Genomic DNA, 16,684 nt, shown 5'->3' with positions numbered 1-16,684 from the left:
AAAGCGCCCGCGTGAAAACCGGAACACTGCAATGCCTGAAAATGGAAACAGGGTTCTGATATTGGCTTTCCGTTAGCCGTTATTTAACACAATGATATCAAAACAGTTACCTGGTGATTTGGCGCTGAGAAAAAATCGGGTAGCATCAATCCTCACCTGACAATCCCCTTTGTAAACTATGGTTTTTCCTCATTTGATAAACCCGACGGATAGCTGGTCAATACGCCCCAGGTTTTTTATCATGGTTCTTTCCCGTTTGCCCAGGTCTGCTCCGTGCACGAGATATTCACTATGCTGCTGGCGGTTTTTGACCGTGCGGCATTAATGCTGATTTGCCTGTTCTTCCTGATTCGCATTCGCCTGTTTCGCGAGCTTTTGCATAAATCCGCACACTCGCCGAAAGAGCTGCTGGCGGTTACCGCCATCTTTTCCCTGTTCGCACTGTTCAGCACCTGGTCCGGGGTGCCGGTAGAGGGTTCGCTGGTTAACGTGCGCATTATCGCCGTCATGTCCGGCGGAATTTTGTTTGGCCCGTGGGTGGGTGTCATCACCGGCGTGATTGCCGGGACCCATCGCTACCTGATTGATATCGGTGGCGTAACGGCAGTGCCATGCTTTATCACCAGCATTATCGCCGGGGTGCTTTCCGGCTGGATCGGCCGCAAGATCCCCAAAAAACAGCGCTGGCGCGCCGGGATTGCTGCGGGCATGGTGTGCGAAACGCTGACCATGATCCTGGTCGTCGTCTGGGCCCCCACCACCGCGCTGGGGCTGGATATCGTCTCGAAAATCGGTATTCCCATGATCCTGGGCAGCGTCTGCATCGGTTTTATCGTGTTGCTGGTGCAGAGCGTTGAAGGGGAAAAAGAGGCCAGCGCCGCCCGTCAGGCCAAGCTGGCGCTGGATATTGCCAACAAAACGCTGCCGCTCTTTCGCCACGTTAACGCGGAGTCGCTGCGCCAGGTCTGCGAGATTATCCGCCACGACATTCACGCTGACGCCGTCGCCATCACCAATATCGACCACGTGCTGGCCTACGTAGGCGTCGGGGAGCACAACTATCGCGACAGTGATGACACCATTAGTCCGACCACCAGACAGGCGATTAACTACGGAAAAATCATCATTAAAAACAATGATGAAGCTCACCGAACGCCGGAAATTCACTCGATGCTGGTGATCCCGCTATGGGAAAAAGGCGTTGTGACGGGCACGCTGAAAATTTATTACTGCCACGCGCATCAGATCACCTCCACGCTGCAGGAGATGGCCATTGGCCTGTCGCAGATTATCTCTACTCAGCTTGAGGTCTCCCGGGCAGAACAGCTGCGTGAGATGGCAAATAAGGCAGAGCTGCGCGCGCTGCAGAGCAAAATTAATCCCCATTTCCTGTTTAACGCGCTCAACGCTATCTCCTCTTCCATTCGTTTGAATCCGGACACCGCGCGCCAGCTGATTTTTAACCTGTCGCGCTATCTGCGCTACAACATCGAACTGAAAGATGACGAGCAGATCGACATTAAAAAAGAGCTTTATCAGATCAAAGACTATATCGCGATTGAACAGGCGCGCTTTGGCGACAAGCTCACGGTGATTTACGATATTGATGAAGAGGTCAACTGCGTGATCCCGAGCCTGCTGATCCAGCCGCTGGTTGAAAACGCGATTGTTCACGGTATTCAGCCCTGTAAAGGCAAAGGTGTGGTCACCATCAGCATCACCGAAAGCGGCAACCGGGTGCGAATTGCGGTACGCGATACCGGCCACGGGATTGACCCAAAAGTCATTGAGCGCGTGGAGTCTAACGAGATGCCCGGGAATAAAATCGGGCTGCTGAACGTGCACCACAGAGTCAAGCTTCTCTACGGCGACGGGCTGCATATTCATCGTCTTGAACCAGGCACTGAAATCGCTTTTTACGTCCCGAATGAGCGCTCCCCTGTTCATGCGTCGACATCTTTATTACCTCAGGGTGAGTAATATGAAAGTCATCATCGTTGAAGATGAATTCCTGGCTCAACAGGAGCTAACCTGGCTTATCAAAACCCACAGCCAGATGGAGATTGTGGGTACGTTTGATGATGGTCTGGACGTGCTGAAGTTTCTGCAGCATAACCGGGTTGACGCGATTTTTCTGGATATCAATATTCCCTCGCTGGACGGCGTGCTGCTGGCGCAAAATATCAATCAGTTTGCCCATAAGCCGTTTATTGTGTTCGTTACCGCATGGAAAGAGCATGCCGTGGAAGCCTTCGAGCTGGAGGCATTTGACTATATTCTGAAGCCTTACCAGGAGTCGCGAATTGTCAGCATGCTGCAAAAGCTGGAGGCCGCATGGCAGCAACAGAGCGCTCCGGCTACCGCCAGCCCGACGATACGGGAAAACGACACCATTAATCTGGTCAAAGATGAGCGCATCATCGTGACCCCGGTCAACGATATCTACTACGCCGAAGCGCACGAAAAGATGACGTTTGTCTATACGCGGCGGGAATCGTATGTCATGGCGATGAACATTACCGAATTCTGCAGCAAGCTTCCGGCAGCCCACTTTTTCCGCTGCCACCGTTCGTTTTGCGTCAATTTAAATAAGATCCGCGAGATCGAACCGTGGTTTAACAACACCTATATTTTGCGCCTTAAGGATTTGGATTTTCAGGTGCCGGTGAGCCGCAGCAAAGTGAAAGAATTCCGCCAGCTGATGCACCTGTAACGAAAGAGCCCTCTCCCGCGGGAGAGGGTAATGATACATCAGAGAATTTGACCGAGAACCTGACGCAGATGAGCACCCGAACCCAGCAGGCCTGGGTTATCATGCACGATGAGATAAACGGGAATGTCCTGTACGTAGCTTCTGAAACGCCCTTTATCTTCAAACCCGCCGCGGAAACCGGAGGCTTTAAAGAAGTCGAGGAAGCGCGGCACGATCCCGCCCGCAATATAGACCCCGCCAAAGGTGCCCAGCGTTAGCGCCAGGTTGCCGCCGAACCGTCCCATAATAACGCAGAACAGCGAAAGAGCGCGACGGCAGTCGATGCAGCTGTCCGCCAGCGCGCGTTCAGTGACGTCTTTCGGCTGCAGGTTTTCCGGCAGACGACCGTCCGATTTCACAATCGCACGATACAGGTTCACCAGCCCCGGCCCTGACAGGACGCGCTCGGCGGAAACGTGGCCGATCTCCGCGCGTAACTCTTCGAGGATAATGCCCTCTTCTTCGCTGTTTGGCGCAAAGTCCACATGGCCGCCTTCACCCGGCAGGCTCACCCAGCGCTGAGCAACATGCACCAGGTGCGACACGCCCAGGCCGGTACCGGCGCCGTAAACCGCAATCGGCTTGCCTTCGACCGGTTCAGCGCCGCCAAACTGAATCAGGTGCTCCGGCTTCAGCATCGGGATCGCCATGGACACCGCGGTGAAGTCATTGATGATTTCCAGATGCGCAAAACCGAGATTCTTTTTCATCTCTGCGATGGAGAATGCCCAGGTATGGTTGGTCATTGCGACCCAGTCGCCGGTTATCGGGCAGGCAATGGCGATGCAGCCGTCTTCGACGCTCACCTGATGCTCTTCCAGATAGACGCGAACAACGGCCTCAAGGCTTGGGTAATCCAGCCCTGAGTAGGTCTTCGCCCGAGAAATTTCACCGCTACTTACATCGCATAATGCGAGACGCGCGTTCGTGCCGCCCACATCGCCTACCAAAGCATACTTTGTCATTCTTCTACTGCTCCGCTAAAGTCAGAATAAATCTTTCGGACACTGTAAATTCAAGGCGTGATAACAACAACGACCGGAAGGTGAATGCCCGTGGATTATCGATCTTCGTCACAGAATAACTTTACCGTTTCAGCACCTTTTGCACTATTGCCATAAGGCTTAATATGCAAAGTAACGTCATTGCATTTTGTACAAGGAAATCATCATGCTCCACCCGCGAGCCAGAACCATGCTGTTGCTGGCAATTCCGGCGCTGATCATTGGCGTGGCCTCAAGCCTGGTCCTTATCGTCGTGATGAAAATCGCGTCGGTGCTGCAAACTCTCTTATGGACAGCGCTTCCGGCAAAACTGGGGGTCACCGCGGATTCTTCGGCGTGGATCATCCTGATGCTGACGTTAACCGGTATTGCGGTGGGTCTGGCGATCCGTTTCAGTCCCGGCCACGCCGGACCGGACCCGGCGCTGGAACCCCTGATTGGCGCTCCGGTTCCCCCCTCTGCACTGCCGGGGCTGATCGTCGCGTTGATCGTGGGCCTGGCGGGCGGCGTCAGCCTGGGTCCCGAGCATCCGATTATGGCGGTGAATATTGGCCTGGCGGTGTTCCTCGGCGCACGCATTCTGCCTCGCGTCGGCGCGCTGGACTGGACCATCCTCGCCTCCGCAGGCACCATCGGGGCGCTTTTTGGCACGCCTGTCGCTGCTGCCCTGATCTTTTCTCAGACGTTGGCAAGTGATAACGACGTCCCGCTCTGGGATAAGCTGTTCGCTCCACTGATGGCCGCGGCTGCCGGCGCGCTGACGACAAGCCTGTTTTTCCATCCCCATTTTTCCCTCTCTCTGCCGCACTACGGAGAGATGCAGATTGCAGATATATTCAGCGGCGCCATCGTCGTCGCGATCGCCATCGCGCTGGGCATGGTGGCGGTATGGTGTCTTCCGCGCCTGCACCGGCTGGTGCATAAACTCAAACATCCGGTATTGATTCTGGGAACAGGGGGGCTAATCCTCGGTGTTTTAGGCGCAATTGGCGGAACGGTGACCCTGTTCAAAGGTCTGGACGAAATGCAGCAGCTGGCCTTCAGCCAGGTGTTTAGCGTGTCCGATTACCTGTTGTTTGCCGTCATCAAGCTGGCGGCGCTTGTCGTTGCTGCAGCGTGCGGTTTCCGCGGCGGGCGTATCTTCCCGGCGGTGTTTGTCGGCGTGGCGCTGGGGCTGATGCTGCACGAGCATGTCGACGCGGTTCCGGCGGCGATTACCGTATCCTGCTCTATTCTGGGGCTGGTACTGGTGGTGACGCGCGATGCATGGCTGAGCCTGTTTATGGCGGCGGTGGTGGTGCCGGATTCGACGCTGTTCCCGCTGCTCTGCATCGTGATGTTGCCCGCCTGGCTCCTGCTGGCGGGCAAACCGATGATGATGGCCTGGCGAAACGACAAATAATCAGGCGCTATTGCGCGCTTCCAGCGCTTTGGTAATCGCCCCCAGCAGCGGCGGGATATCGGCTTTTGGCAGCATCACCTCAATTAGCGAGAGCCGCTCGTGATGCGCCACTTTTTCCAGCACGTCCGCCAGCTGCTCCGCTTCACTGACTTGCCAGCACTGGGCCTGAGGATCGAGGCTCAGGGCCTGCGGGATTTGCGTCCAGTTCCATAGCGCAATGTCATTGTAACGCTGTTCCGGCCCGTGAATTGCCCTTTCAACCGTGTATCCTTCGTTGTTGAGCACCAGAATGATGGGATGTTGTTTATCACGCAACATTGACCCGAGCTCCTGGATGGTCAGCTGTGCCGCGCCATCCCCCGTCAGCACAATCACCCGCCGGTTCGGGCATGCCGTTTGCGCACCGAACGCCGCGGCCAGGGTGTAGCCGATCGAGCCCCACAGCGGCTGGACGATAAAATTCACGTCGGCAGGCAAACGCAGGTCAATCGCGCCGAAGGCCGAGGTGCCCTGATCGGCCAGGATGATGTCTCCCGGGCGAATAAACGTTTGCAGCGTTTGCCAGAAATTCTCCTGAGTAAGCGAGCCGTCCGGCTGAGGGAAATTCATCGCGCTGTGCGATGCCGGGACAGGCTTATCGTGAATATGCTGTTTGCACAGCTCCAGCAGCGCTTCAATGGCCTGGGCCATCGGGATGCCGGTAAACCAGATATCGCCGACGCGGGCGGCATGAGGCTGGACTTCTATCGTCTGTGCAGGCGTTAACTGATGGGTAAACCCGGCCGTCAGAGTATCGGTAAAACGCGTGCCGATGCACAGCACCGTATCCGCTCCCTCTATCGCCTCTTTTACCGGACCGGCACTGGCTGAACCGCTGTATGTACCGTAAAAACCGGCGTTACGTTCGTCGAATATGCCTTTGCCCATCAGCATCGTGGCATGCGCCATCGGCACATCCTTCACCCACTTCTGCAGCGCGTGCTTCAGCCCATGGCGCAGGACAAGAAAATCCGCTAACAGCGCGGTACGTTTACTCGCTGCCAGTTGACGCTCCGCAGCATCCCGGAACGCTTTCAGGCAGGCGCTATCGGCATGGGCATTCCTGAGCGTGAGAGCGTTTACAGGCGGCGTAGCGGCTTTTTTTGCCACATCGGCAGGTAACATCAAATAGCCGGGGCGACGTTCCCGGAGCATCGTCGTCAGTACCCGGTCGATTTCATAACAGGCGTTTTGTTCGGTCAGGATCGCCTGTGCAACGGTGATCGGCTCGCTCATTTGGTAAAAATGACGGAACTCACCATCGCCCAGCGTATGGTGCAGCAGTTCCCCCCTTTGTTGAGACGCCATACCCGGCGCGCCAACAATATGCAGCACCGGAACGTGCTCGGCATAGCTGCCCGCAATGCCGTTCATGGCACTTAATTCGCCGACGCCAAACGTCGTCAGCAGCGCGGCGAAGCCCTTACAGCGGGCATATCCGTCAGCGGCATAAGAGGCGTTTAACTCGTTGGCACAGCCCACCCAGCAGATATCCGGGCTGTCTATTACGTGGTCGAGAAACTGCAGGTTATAGTCGCCCGGCACGCCAAACAGATGATCGGCTCCACAATCTGTAAGACGGTCCAGCAGGTAATCGGCGACGCAGTACGGGGTACGCATAAACAGGTATCCTTCTGATGTTGACCTCACTTTGAGTATTAAATAAGCGTGATGGCTGTCCAGAATTGGTGATAAGAAGGATATGGAAAGAATGCTTTACAAAAAATGCTGGGCTATGCTGCTTTTTTTCACGTTAATGTAAACGTATACACTGATTTTTCTCTTCAGCACGAGAGGTCATACGAATGGGTTATCAGCCGGACAAAAATCGTTATCAGACAATGGAGTATCGCCGCTGTGGGCGAAGCGGAATCAGGTTGCCCGCGGTCTCGCTGGGGCTGTGGCATAACTTTGGTGACGCCACGCTTATCGAAAATAGCCGTCAACTTTTACAGCGCGCGTTCGATCTGGGTATTACGCATTTCGACCTTGCCAATAACTATGGTCCCCCGCCGGGGTCCGCCGAGCGTAATTTCGGCCGTATTTTACAGGAGGATTTCCTGCCCTGGCGCGACGAACTGATCGTCTCCACGAAAGCGGGATATACCATGTGGGACGGCCCTTATGGCGACTGGGGATCGCGCAAATATCTGCTGGCAAGCCTCGATCAAAGCCTGAAGCGTATGGGGCTGGAATATGTCGATATCTTCTATCATCACCGTCCTGACCCGGAAACACCGCTGCAGGAAACCATGAAAGCGCTTGACCAATTGGTGCGCCAGGGCAAAGCCCTGTATGTCGGGTTATCCAACTATCCTGCCGAGCTGGCGCGAAAAGCGATTGATATCCTGAATGACCTGGGCACGCCCTGCCTGATCCACCAGCCGAAATACTCGATGTTCGAACGTGCGCCGGAAGAGGGTTTGCTGGATGTTCTGCAGGAAAAAGGGGTCGGCTGTATTCCCTTCTCGCCGCTGGCAGGGGGACAGTTGACCAACCGGTATCTTAATGGTATTCCCGCCGATTCCCGTGCGGCAAGCGGCAGTCAATTCCTTAACCCTGAACAGATCACCGAAGAGAAGCTTGAGAAGGTGCGCCAGCTAAACGCCCTGGCAGAAAGCCGCGGCCAGAAACTCTCGCAGATGGCGCTTGCCTGGGTGTTACGCCATGAGGAGGTCACGTCGGTGCTAATCGGGGCCAGCAAAACGGCTCAGATTGATGATGCCGTGGGTATGCTGGAAAACCGCCAGTTTACCGCAGAAGAACTTTCTCTAATTGACCAGATCCTGAGCAGTTCAAAATAAAACCACTTTTAGCAAAAAGTGCTCTTCCTCGGGAATTCGGAGTTGAGGCGATGAAACGAGCCTTTACCAACTCGTAATATTGCGTTAACAGGCCCCACGAAGGCCCCGATCGTGAAGGAGAAAGAGTATGTTCAGGTCACTGATTCTTGCAGCGGTATTACTGGCTTCAGCCCCGCTGGTCGCCACTGCTGGCGAAATCACCCTGTTGCCATCAGTAAAATTACAAATTGGCGATCGTGACGACTACGGCAGATACTGGGACGGTGGCTACTGGCGCGACCGTGATTACTGGCATCGTCACTATGAGTGGCGCGGCGATCGCTGGTGGAAACATGACAACGGCAGACACCGCGGCTGGTATAAAGACAACGCCTATGAGCGCGGTTACCGTGAAGGCTGGCGGGATCGTGACGACCGTCGCGGCTGGGGTCGCGGCAAAGGTCATGGTCACGGCCATCATCACTAATCCAAAAGGAGCCCCTGCGGCTCCTTTTTTGTTAAAGACCCAGCGCGGTTCCCACCAACAACCACAAGTTCAGCGCCACGACGACCACCACGATGGCCCACCCGGCCCGTTTCACCAGCGTCGTATTAACCAGTTCGCCCATCAGAGTTTTATTGCTGGTGAAAATCAGCAGCGGCACCAGCGCCAGCGCAATACCAAAGCTCAGCAGCACCTGGCTCATCACCAGAATTCGCGTTGGATCGAGCCCCATCAGAATCACGATAAACGACGGAAGCATGGTGATAAAACGACGCACCCACAATGGAATATGGAAGCGAACAAATCCCTGCATCACCACCTGCCCTGCCAGCGTCCCCACCACCGTGGAGGAGAGACCGGCTGCAACCAGGCTCAGACCAAATATCGTGGCAGCAGCATGACTCAGTAACGGCTCCAGCGTGAGGTAAGCCTGGTCGAGATCGGCGACACCAGTATGACCGTTAAAGTGGAAAGCGGCGGCTGCGGTGGCCATCATCGCCAGATTCACAAAACCCGCGATGGTCATGGCGATTGCCACATCCCATTTGGTTGCCGAGTAGCGTTCTTTACGCGTCCCGCCGTGCAGATGCTGGGTTAACGAGGAGTGCAAATAAATGACATGCGGCATAATGGTCGCCCCAAGTACCCCGGCGGCCAGGAAAACCGCTTCCGAGGTTGGCAGGCTTGGGATCACCATGCCTTTTGCGAGCTGCGCCAGATTCGGCTGTGAGAAAATCAGCTCGACGATGTACGCCGCAGCAACAAACAGCAGCAGGCCACCAATGACCTTCTCCAGCGGTTTTTGCCCCCGACGCTGTAACATCAGGATCAGGAATGTGGCAATCCCGGTCAGCACCGCTCCCTGTAACAGCGACACGCCCAGAATCAGCTTAAAGCCGATCGCTGCCCCGATAAATTCAGCGAGATCGGTTGCCATGGCGATAATTTCCGCCTGAACCCAGTAGAGCCACACCGCCGGACGAGGATAATGGTCGCGAATTTGCTCCGCCAGGTTTTTACCCGTGGCAATCCCCAGTTTTGCAGAGAGCATCTGAATCAGCATCGCCATCAGGTTTGCCCAGACGACCACCCACAGCAGCTTATAGCCGAAACTGGCCCCGGCCTGAATATTGGTCGCAAAATTACCCGGATCGATATAGCCGATGGCAGCAATAAAAGCAGGTCCCATTAATGCGAACCGCAACTTGCGCGCGGCTCTACCACTGCTACCCTCTACGCGACTGTTTGTCATTATCTGCCTCTGGAAATATAGCCTTTGCTATGTTTAATGCTATCAAAGTGATAATGATTATCAAGATCATTTAGAGAGTTTAAAATGATTTCTCTGATAGCTAAGAACAATAGATGGGCAGGTGGTGCGACATCACAGAATGTGAAAATGCGCGGTCATTTGTGAAGCGTAGCACACAAACTTAACTTTTCACTCATTTACCTAACATAACAAAAATGTATTGTGGATCACTAATTTTGAGACTCGTCACAGGATGTAACTATAGTGTGTCCCTGATCTCGTTTTCTTTTCGGTTGTTACATAGAATGTGCACGAAAATTAAACCTGCCTCATATTTGGAGCAAATATGGACCGCGTCCTTCATTTTGTCCTGGCACTTGTTGTCGTTACTGCACTCGCATTGCTGGTCAGCACAGACCGCAAAAAAATTCGTATTCGTTATGTTGTCCAGCTGCTGGTCATTGAAGTTTTACTTGCGTGGTTCTTCCTGAACTCCAACGTAGGCCTCGGCTTCGTGAAAGGCTTCTCCGAAATGTTCGAAAAACTGCTCGGATTTGCCAACGAAGGGACAAACTTTGTCTTCGGTAAAATGAACGACGAAGGTCTGGCATTCTTCTTCCTGAAGGTACTGTGCCCAATCGTCTTCATCTCCGCGCTGATCGGTATTCTGCAGCACATCCGCGTTCTGCCGTTCGTTATTCGTGGCATTGGTTTCCTGTTATCCAAAGTAAACGGCATGGGCAAGCTGGAATCTTTCAACGCCGTAAGTTCCCTGATCCTCGGTCAGTCTGAGAACTTCATCGCGTATAAAGATATCCTCGGCAAAATGTCCCGTAACCGCATGTACACCATGGCGGCAACCGCGATGTCTACCGTTTCCATGTCTATCGTGGGCGCGTACATGACCATGCTGGAGCCAAAATATGTGGTTGCAGCGCTGGTTCTGAATATGTTCAGCACCTTTATCGTTCTGTCGCTTATCAACCCGTATCGCGTTGACGCCAGCGAAGAGAACATCCAGATGTCTAACCTGCACGAAGGTCAGAGCTTCTTCGAAATGCTGGGTGAGTACATCCTGGCCGGTTTCAAAGTGGCGATTATCGTAGCCGCGATGCTGATCGGCTTTATCGCCCTGATCTCCGCACTGAACGCCCTGTTCGCCGCAGTGCTGGGCATCTCCTTCCAGGGCATCCTGGGCTACATCTTCTACCCTGTCGCATGGGTGATGGGTGTTCCGGCTCATGAAGCGCTGCAGGTGGGCAGTATCATGGCGACCAAACTGGTTTCTAACGAATTCGTTGCGATGATGGATCTGCAGAAAATCGCCAGCACGCTCTCTCCACGTGCGGAAGGCATTCTGTCCGTATTCCTGGTCTCCTTCGCGAACTTCTCGTCCATCGGTATTATCGCCGGTGCGATTAAAGGCCTGAACGAAGAACAGGGTAACGTGGTTTCTCGCTTTGGCCTGAAACTGGTTTACGGCTCCACCCTGGTGAGCGTCCTGTCAGCTTCTATTGCTGCGCTGGTTCTGTAACGTTTACCGTAAAAAAAACCGGGAGACTTGCTCCCGGTTTTTTTATGCCCGCAATTCTTCCAGCGGTTTGGGTTTGCCTATCAGGTAGCCCTGGAGATAGTCCACGCCGAAGCGTAACAGCATCTCCCGCTGCGCTGGCGTCTCAACATATTCGGCCACCACGCACAGTGATTTCGTCTTCGCCAGATTACATATCGACTGGACGATCATTGCGTCCATATCATCAGTACAAATATCTTTCACGAAGCAGCCGTCAATTTTAATGATGTCTGCCTGCAGGCGTCTCAGACGCTCGTAGTTGGCGTAGCCGGTACCAAAATCATCGATGGCAATCCTGAAACCGTAATCCCGCAGCTGCTGAATATTGTGGATGCTGCAGCCGGAATTGGAGAAGGCCTGCTCTTCGGTGATCTCAATCACGACAGCCTGAGGCGCAACGCCGTACCGTTCAAAGAGCGCACAAATCTCAGTCGCCACCTCATTTTGCATCAGCGTAAGCGGCATCAGATTGACAGAGAAACGGGCGCCAGCCTGCGTCGCTGGGTGATCGCGCAGCCACAGCAGTAATTTTTCCATGACGCACATATCAAACCGGTGGCTGAGGTTGAATTGGGCAATCAGCGGAATAAAGCGGTCAGGGGTGATGATCTCGCCCTCGCTCTCCATACGCGCCAGAATTTCGTAGTACCCGCTACCGTCCGCCTTCTGGATCGGCTGCGCATACAAATGGAACTGCCCCGCCTCCAGGGCGTGCTTAATCCGCGCCAGCATCAGGACACGCTCCGTTGTTTGTCCTGATGCAGCTTCCAGGCTATTCGTCAGCGCAAGAACGTTGTGCGCTCCGCAGGATTGCTCGGCCAGCCAGCTCAGTTGCCCCAGCGTGTGGTGCAGTTTCTCACCGTTTTCGACCATTCCCCAGGACGCGCCAAATTCGATATCCAGCCCGGTATTGTTCCAGAAAATCTTACGGCTGTTCAGCCGATCAACCATATGCTGGAGGCGCTCGGCCGTTCCCTGCCCAAGCAATACCAGCACCAGCTCGCTTCCCGGCAGCTGGAAAAGCGTCTCATCTTTTTGCAACAGCGGCTGGAGAGAGGACGTGATCATTCGTTTGCAGTGCACCCGCATGAGAATGCCGTAATGGCGGCTTAAAAACTCCAGATTATCCATTCTCAGGCAACACACTTTGGCATCCGGGTGGTCGAGGAGAAAATCTTCCAGCGCACGAATGTTGGGTAATCCGGTCAGCGGATCGGTGAGCGCTCTGTCCTGCCAGCCCTGCTTCAACCATTCGCTTCGCTGATAGATACGCGACATATAAAGCAGGCAGATAGCAAAAGAGATCAGTACCGACAGGATAAAGGAGAGCGAATGGCCCGACTCCACTCCGTTTAGAAAGTTGTAGTTGTAGGTCAACAGCAGAAGCGCAGAGGTGGCCCACAGCAGAGAGATAAGCGCGTAGCTCAGACGGCTAATCGCTAACGTAAAGAGAATGAAAATAATCGGCATCAAATAGCCCGCAATAACAGGCGACTCAAAAGGCGCACATAAAATTGCGATGATGGCGATTAACAGCATCAGCCAGACGAATATATATAATGATTTCTTGTGTAAAAACACGGGCTTCACACTTCGCCGCCAGAACTTGATGGCATAACGAGGATTAATAATCATTCTTAAAGGATAATAGAACATCATGGTAAAAATCATCGCCGCGCATATCAGGCTTTGAATATCAACAACGTTATAAATTACCGTTCCTTCGCCGAAGAAAGTTGAGATTGTGACCGGAAAATCAAAGAAATAGCCAGCGAGATACATCGACATTTTAATGCCTATCGGCACCATAAAGCCGAGCCAAAATATGCGTAACCCAATGTGCCTGTTGGGCATACAGTAGCGCCAGCGCCGGCCCAGCAGAAGGCGCAGAACACCGCAGGCAGCGAATACGGAGAAAGTCTGACAGAACAGTAATACTGAATATTGTAGCGGTGCTAAATTAACGTTAAATATATTAGCAACCATAAAACTTATCAGAATAGGCAGAATACCGCGGCGCCCCAATAACAGCATAATCGCCAGCATAACGCTTAACGGGAGCCACGCTAAATAAACGTCGTGTTCATTAACAATTGCACGCGGGGAGAGATAACGGGAAACGGGAACCGCAATCAGACAGATCGCCAGAGCAATTATAAATATCTTTACATTATTATACGATTTTCTATTCATTAAGCTGGGGAGATTATTATCCATTCATATCATTGACCGCATGGATAATAGGTTTATTAATTACGCGAATCAAGTTGAAGTCTATTTATAGACTGATTTATTGATTTCGGTTGAGGTGGGATATGGAAAAAAACCATTTTGGCAACAAAATACGTTTAGGGGTGTTACAAAAACATAAAAAAAACCCTCGTCTTTTGACGAGGGTTTAAAATTTTGGTGGAGCTAAGCGGGATCGAACCGCTGACCTCTTGCATGCCATGCAAGCGCTCTCCCAGCTGAGCTATAGCCCCACATGTTACTTTACTAACCGCACTCTGTTGGGTTCAGAGTTTGGTGGAGCTAAGCGGGATCGAACCGCTGACCTCCTGCATGCCATGCAGGCGCTCTCCCAGCTGAGCTATAGCCCCATCGTAAAGCTGTCATGTTGACGGGCGGCATAATATGAATTCCGCCGCGGAGTGTCAACGGCAAAATCAATAGCCGCGGTTCAATCGCCGAAAAATCATGCAAATGAATCACTTTGCGAGCCTGCTCGCAGTCATGAGTTAAGCCTGTCACGTTTTCACGTAAAACGGTGCTATAAAATGAGCCGTTAATTAACCCCACGAATATTCAGGAAATTGCATGATCAAGGAACGAATGACGCCGGAAGAGTTAGCCCTGCTCACTGGCTATAGCCGACAGACCATCAATAAATGGGTACGCAAAGAGGGTTGGATAACGTCGCCTAAGCCCGGTGTCCAGGGGGGTAAAGCGCGTCTGGTGCATGTGAACGAAAAGGTGCGTGACTTTATCCGCAGCGCACGCCGGGCAACGGAAACATCCGCTGTGCCTGACGGCATCAGCACTGACGGTTCACTTCATACCCTACTCCTGACGCTGGCCAATGAAATGACGCCGGAAGAGCAGAAGCAGTTGACATCGCTGCTATTGCGGGAAGGGATTACCGGTTTGTTGCAACGTTTAGGGATTCGCGACCAGAATTAATATGAAAAGACTACGTAGCAAAATGACCACGGAAGAGCTGGCGGAGAATTTGGGTGTTGCCAGACAAACGGTAAATCGCTGGATACGGCAGCAGGGGTGGAAAACCGAAGGACTCAATGGCGTAAAAGGCGGTCGGGCGCGGCTCATTCACGTTGATGCACGCGTGAAGGAACATATTATGAGCCTCCCGGCTATCCGTAACCGCCAGGCGGTTTATCATCTGGCTGAGGTGGCCTCATCCTACAATGAACAGCCTTCACGTCTGCGTCCGGGCATTATCGAAACGCTGGAGAGTATGACTGAGCTTGAACAGCAGCGTCTGGATACCTTACTGAAGCGCGAAGGCATACGCGGTTTTCTTGCTCGTCTGGGTATTGCCGAATAAAAGGCAAAAAAAACGGCAGGATACCCTGCCGTTTTTCTTATAGATGGCTTAATTACTGCTGATTTTCACGTTCTGCAATAAAATCCAGCGCCTTGTTGATGCGCGCCACGCTGCGTGACTTGCCGATGGCATGGACAGTCACATCCAGAGCCGGAGACTGACCCGCGCCGGTCACCGCAACGCGCAGCGGCATACCGACTTTGCCCATGCCCACTTCCAGTTCGTCTGCGGTCGCCTGAATGGCGTGATGCACATTTTCAGCGGTCCACTCGGTGAGCGCAGCAAGCTTGTCACGCACCACTTCCAGCGGCTGACGCGCAACCGGGCGGAGGTGCTTCTTCGCGGCGTCAGCGTCGAACTCATCAAACTCTTCATAGAAGTAGCGGCAGCTTTCGGCAATTTCTTTCAGCGTTTTGCAGCGCTCGCCGAGCAGTTTTACCAGGTCCGCCAGCTCAGGGCCAGTGCGGGTATCAATGTTTGCCTGCTCAATGTGCCACTGCAGGTAAGTCGCCACATATTCCGGCGGCATGGTATTGATGTAGTGATGGTTGAGCCACAGCAGCTTGTCGGTGTTGAATGCGCTGGCAGATTTGCTCACAGAGCTCAGAGAGAACAGTTCGATCATCTCTTCGCGGCTGAAGATCTCCTGGTCGCCGTGAGCCCAGCCCAGACGCACCAGATAGTTCAGCAGCGCTTCCGGCAGATAGCCGTCGTCGCGATACTGCATGACGCTGACCGCACCGTGACGTTTAGACAGCTTTTTACCGTCGTCGCCGTTGATCATGGAGACGTGCGCATAGACCGGAACAGGTGCATTCAGCGCTTTCAGGATGTTGATCTGGCGTGGGGTATTGTTGATATGGTCTTCACCACGGATAACGTGGGTAATTTCCATATCCCAGTCATCAACCACGACGCAGAAATTATAGGTTGGGGAACCGTCGGTACGGCGTATGATCAGATCGTCCAGCTCCTGGTTGCTGAATTCGATCGGGCCACGGATCTGGTCGTCGAAAATCACCGAGCCATCCTGCGGGTTAGCAAAACGCACCACGCATGGCTCATCAGCGGCATGCTCGCTGTGGTCGTGGCGGCAGCGGCCGTCATAACGCGGTTTTTCACCGTTCGCCATCTGCTCTTCACGCAGCGCATCCAGACGCTCTTTGGAGCAGTAGCACTTATACGCCGTGCCCGCGACCAGCATCTCATCAATAACAGCGTTATAGCGGTCAAAACGTTTGGTCTGGAAATACGGGCCTTCGTCCCACTGCAGGTTCAGCCAGTTCATACCATCCATAATGGCTTCAATTGCTTCCGGCGTGGAGCGCTCAAGATCGGTATCTTCTATACGCAGCACGAACTCACCTTGGTTGTGGCGTGCAAAAAGCCAGGAATAGAGAGCAGTACGAGCACCACCGACGTGCAGATAGCCTGTCGGGCTCGGCGCGAAGCGAGTTTTGATTTTCATGAAATGGCCTTACGTTATAAAGATGCCGGCAATCGGCAAATCCCGGGGAAAAAACGATGGGCAATATTCTATCACTGTGGGGGGATTCCTCAATGTCGATCCCTTTATCGTGGCGGAGTTTGCTGTTTTTGTTTAGAAATCATGCGCCACCGCCCGTTTTGCGATCGTTTTGTTTAATTTTACGACGAACGAATAAAAACTTTAGAAAATGCGTTGACTCATTTTCAACTCTCCCTATAATGCGACTCCACACAGCGGGGGTGATTAGCTCAGTTGGTAGAGCATCTCCTTTACACGGAGGGGGTCGGCGGTTCGAGCCCGTCATCACCCACCATCTACTT

The 16,684-nt window shown here is 53.4% G+C and carries 13 protein-coding genes and 3 tRNA genes; 9 read left to right on the top strand and 7 right to left on the bottom strand.

Annotation, left to right across the window (positions count from 1 at the left end; translation table 11 throughout):
• The first annotated feature begins 273 nt into the window (after positions 1-273).
• Positions 274-1,980, top strand: a complete 1,707-nt coding sequence (locus IM291_RS07115; protein WP_192986443.1) for a sensor histidine kinase — start codon at positions 274-276, stop codon at positions 1,978-1,980.
• A gap of 1 nt (position 1,981) precedes the next feature.
• Positions 1,982-2,713 (top strand): LytTR family DNA-binding domain-containing protein, encoded by a 732-nt coding sequence (locus IM291_RS07110; protein ID WP_028013980.1) that lies wholly within the window; start codon positions 1,982-1,984, stop codon positions 2,711-2,713.
• 38 nt (positions 2,714-2,751) lie between these two features.
• On the opposite strand, the gene glk is transcribed toward IM291_RS07110, so the two are convergent.
• Positions 2,752-3,717: a glucokinase gene (gene glk / locus IM291_RS07105; RefSeq protein ID WP_028013981.1), complete on the bottom strand. Its 966-nt coding sequence runs from the start codon at positions 3,715-3,717 to the stop codon at positions 2,752-2,754.
• A 205-nt stretch (positions 3,718-3,922) separates the two neighbouring features.
• Here glk and IM291_RS07100 point away from each other — a divergent pair, with 205 nt between their 5' ends.
• A complete protein-coding gene (locus tag IM291_RS07100) occupies positions 3,923-5,158 on the top strand; it encodes an ion channel protein (protein ID WP_192986441.1) in 1,236 nt (411 codons plus the stop codon).
• Here IM291_RS07100 and ipdC read toward each other — a convergent pair whose 3' ends face one another.
• Positions 5,159-6,817: an indolepyruvate decarboxylase gene (gene ipdC / locus IM291_RS07095; RefSeq protein WP_192986439.1), complete on the bottom strand. Its 1,659-nt coding sequence runs from the start codon at positions 6,815-6,817 to the stop codon at positions 5,159-5,161. It abuts the gene before it with no gap.
• 185 nt (positions 6,818-7,002) lie between these two features.
• Here ipdC and mgrA point away from each other — a divergent pair, with 185 nt between their 5' ends.
• Both mgrA and IM291_RS07085 read left to right on the top strand, forming a co-directional pair.
• Positions 7,003-8,001, top strand: a complete 999-nt coding sequence (mgrA, locus tag IM291_RS07090) for an L-glyceraldehyde 3-phosphate reductase (RefSeq protein WP_192986437.1) — start codon at positions 7,003-7,005, stop codon at positions 7,999-8,001.
• 127 nt (positions 8,002-8,128) lie between these two features.
• Positions 8,129-8,467, top strand: coding sequence for a DUF2502 domain-containing protein (locus IM291_RS07085; RefSeq protein WP_041908820.1), 339 nt, complete (start codon positions 8,129-8,131; stop codon positions 8,465-8,467).
• Positions 8,468-8,498: 31 nt separating this feature from the next.
• Here the strand turns inward: IM291_RS07085 and IM291_RS07080 are convergent, their stop codons facing one another.
• Positions 8,499-9,737, bottom strand: coding sequence for an Nramp family divalent metal transporter (locus tag IM291_RS07080; RefSeq protein WP_192971233.1), 1,239 nt, complete (start codon positions 9,735-9,737; stop codon positions 8,499-8,501).
• A gap of 346 nt (positions 9,738-10,083) precedes the next feature.
• Between IM291_RS07080 and IM291_RS07075 the strand changes: the two genes are divergently transcribed.
• The gene (locus IM291_RS07075) at positions 10,084-11,271 is read left to right on the top strand and encodes a NupC/NupG family nucleoside CNT transporter (RefSeq protein WP_008501591.1); all 1,188 of its coding nucleotides are present in this window, start codon (positions 10,084-10,086) and stop codon (positions 11,269-11,271) included.
• 42 nt (positions 11,272-11,313) lie between these two features.
• On the opposite strand, the gene IM291_RS07070 is transcribed toward IM291_RS07075, so the two are convergent.
• The 3 genes from IM291_RS07070 to IM291_RS07060 form a co-directional block, all read right to left on the bottom strand.
• Complete coding sequence (locus IM291_RS07070; protein ID WP_045631031.1) at positions 11,314-13,503, bottom strand: EAL domain-containing protein; 2,190 nt, start codon at positions 13,501-13,503, stop codon at positions 11,314-11,316.
• Between the two features lie 214 nt (positions 13,504-13,717).
• A tRNA-Ala gene (locus IM291_RS07065) sits at positions 13,718-13,793 on the bottom strand.
• Positions 13,794-13,834: 41 nt separating this feature from the next.
• Positions 13,835-13,910: transfer RNA gene (locus IM291_RS07060), tRNA-Ala, on the bottom strand.
• 217 nt (positions 13,911-14,127) lie between these two features.
• Here IM291_RS07060 and IM291_RS07055 point away from each other — a divergent pair.
• Both IM291_RS07055 and IM291_RS07050 read left to right on the top strand, forming a co-directional pair.
• Positions 14,128-14,490: a YfeC-like transcriptional regulator gene (locus IM291_RS07055; protein WP_047368054.1), complete on the top strand. Its 363-nt coding sequence runs from the start codon at positions 14,128-14,130 to the stop codon at positions 14,488-14,490.
• 1 nt (position 14,491) lies between these two features.
• Entirely contained in the window at positions 14,492-14,875 is a 384-nt protein-coding gene (locus tag IM291_RS07050; protein WP_032644902.1) for a YfeC-like transcriptional regulator, read from the top strand.
• Between the two features lie 52 nt (positions 14,876-14,927).
• Here IM291_RS07050 and gltX read toward each other — a convergent pair whose 3' ends face one another.
• Positions 14,928-16,343, bottom strand: a complete 1,416-nt coding sequence (gene gltX, locus IM291_RS07045) for a glutamate--tRNA ligase (protein WP_045631029.1) — start codon at positions 16,341-16,343, stop codon at positions 14,928-14,930.
• Positions 16,344-16,601: 258 nt separating this feature from the next.
• Between gltX and IM291_RS07040 the strand changes: the two genes are divergently transcribed.
• Positions 16,602-16,677 (top strand) — tRNA-Val (locus IM291_RS07040).
• The last annotated feature ends 7 nt before the right edge of the window (positions 16,678-16,684 follow it).

It is taken from the genome of Enterobacter cloacae complex sp. P27C, assembly GCF_014895705.1.
GTDB classification, from domain to species: domain Bacteria; phylum Pseudomonadota; class Gammaproteobacteria; order Enterobacterales; family Enterobacteriaceae; genus Enterobacter; species Enterobacter bugandensis.
Note: the sequence above shows the minus strand (reverse complement) of the source record. Positions and strands in the feature narration are given on the sequence as shown.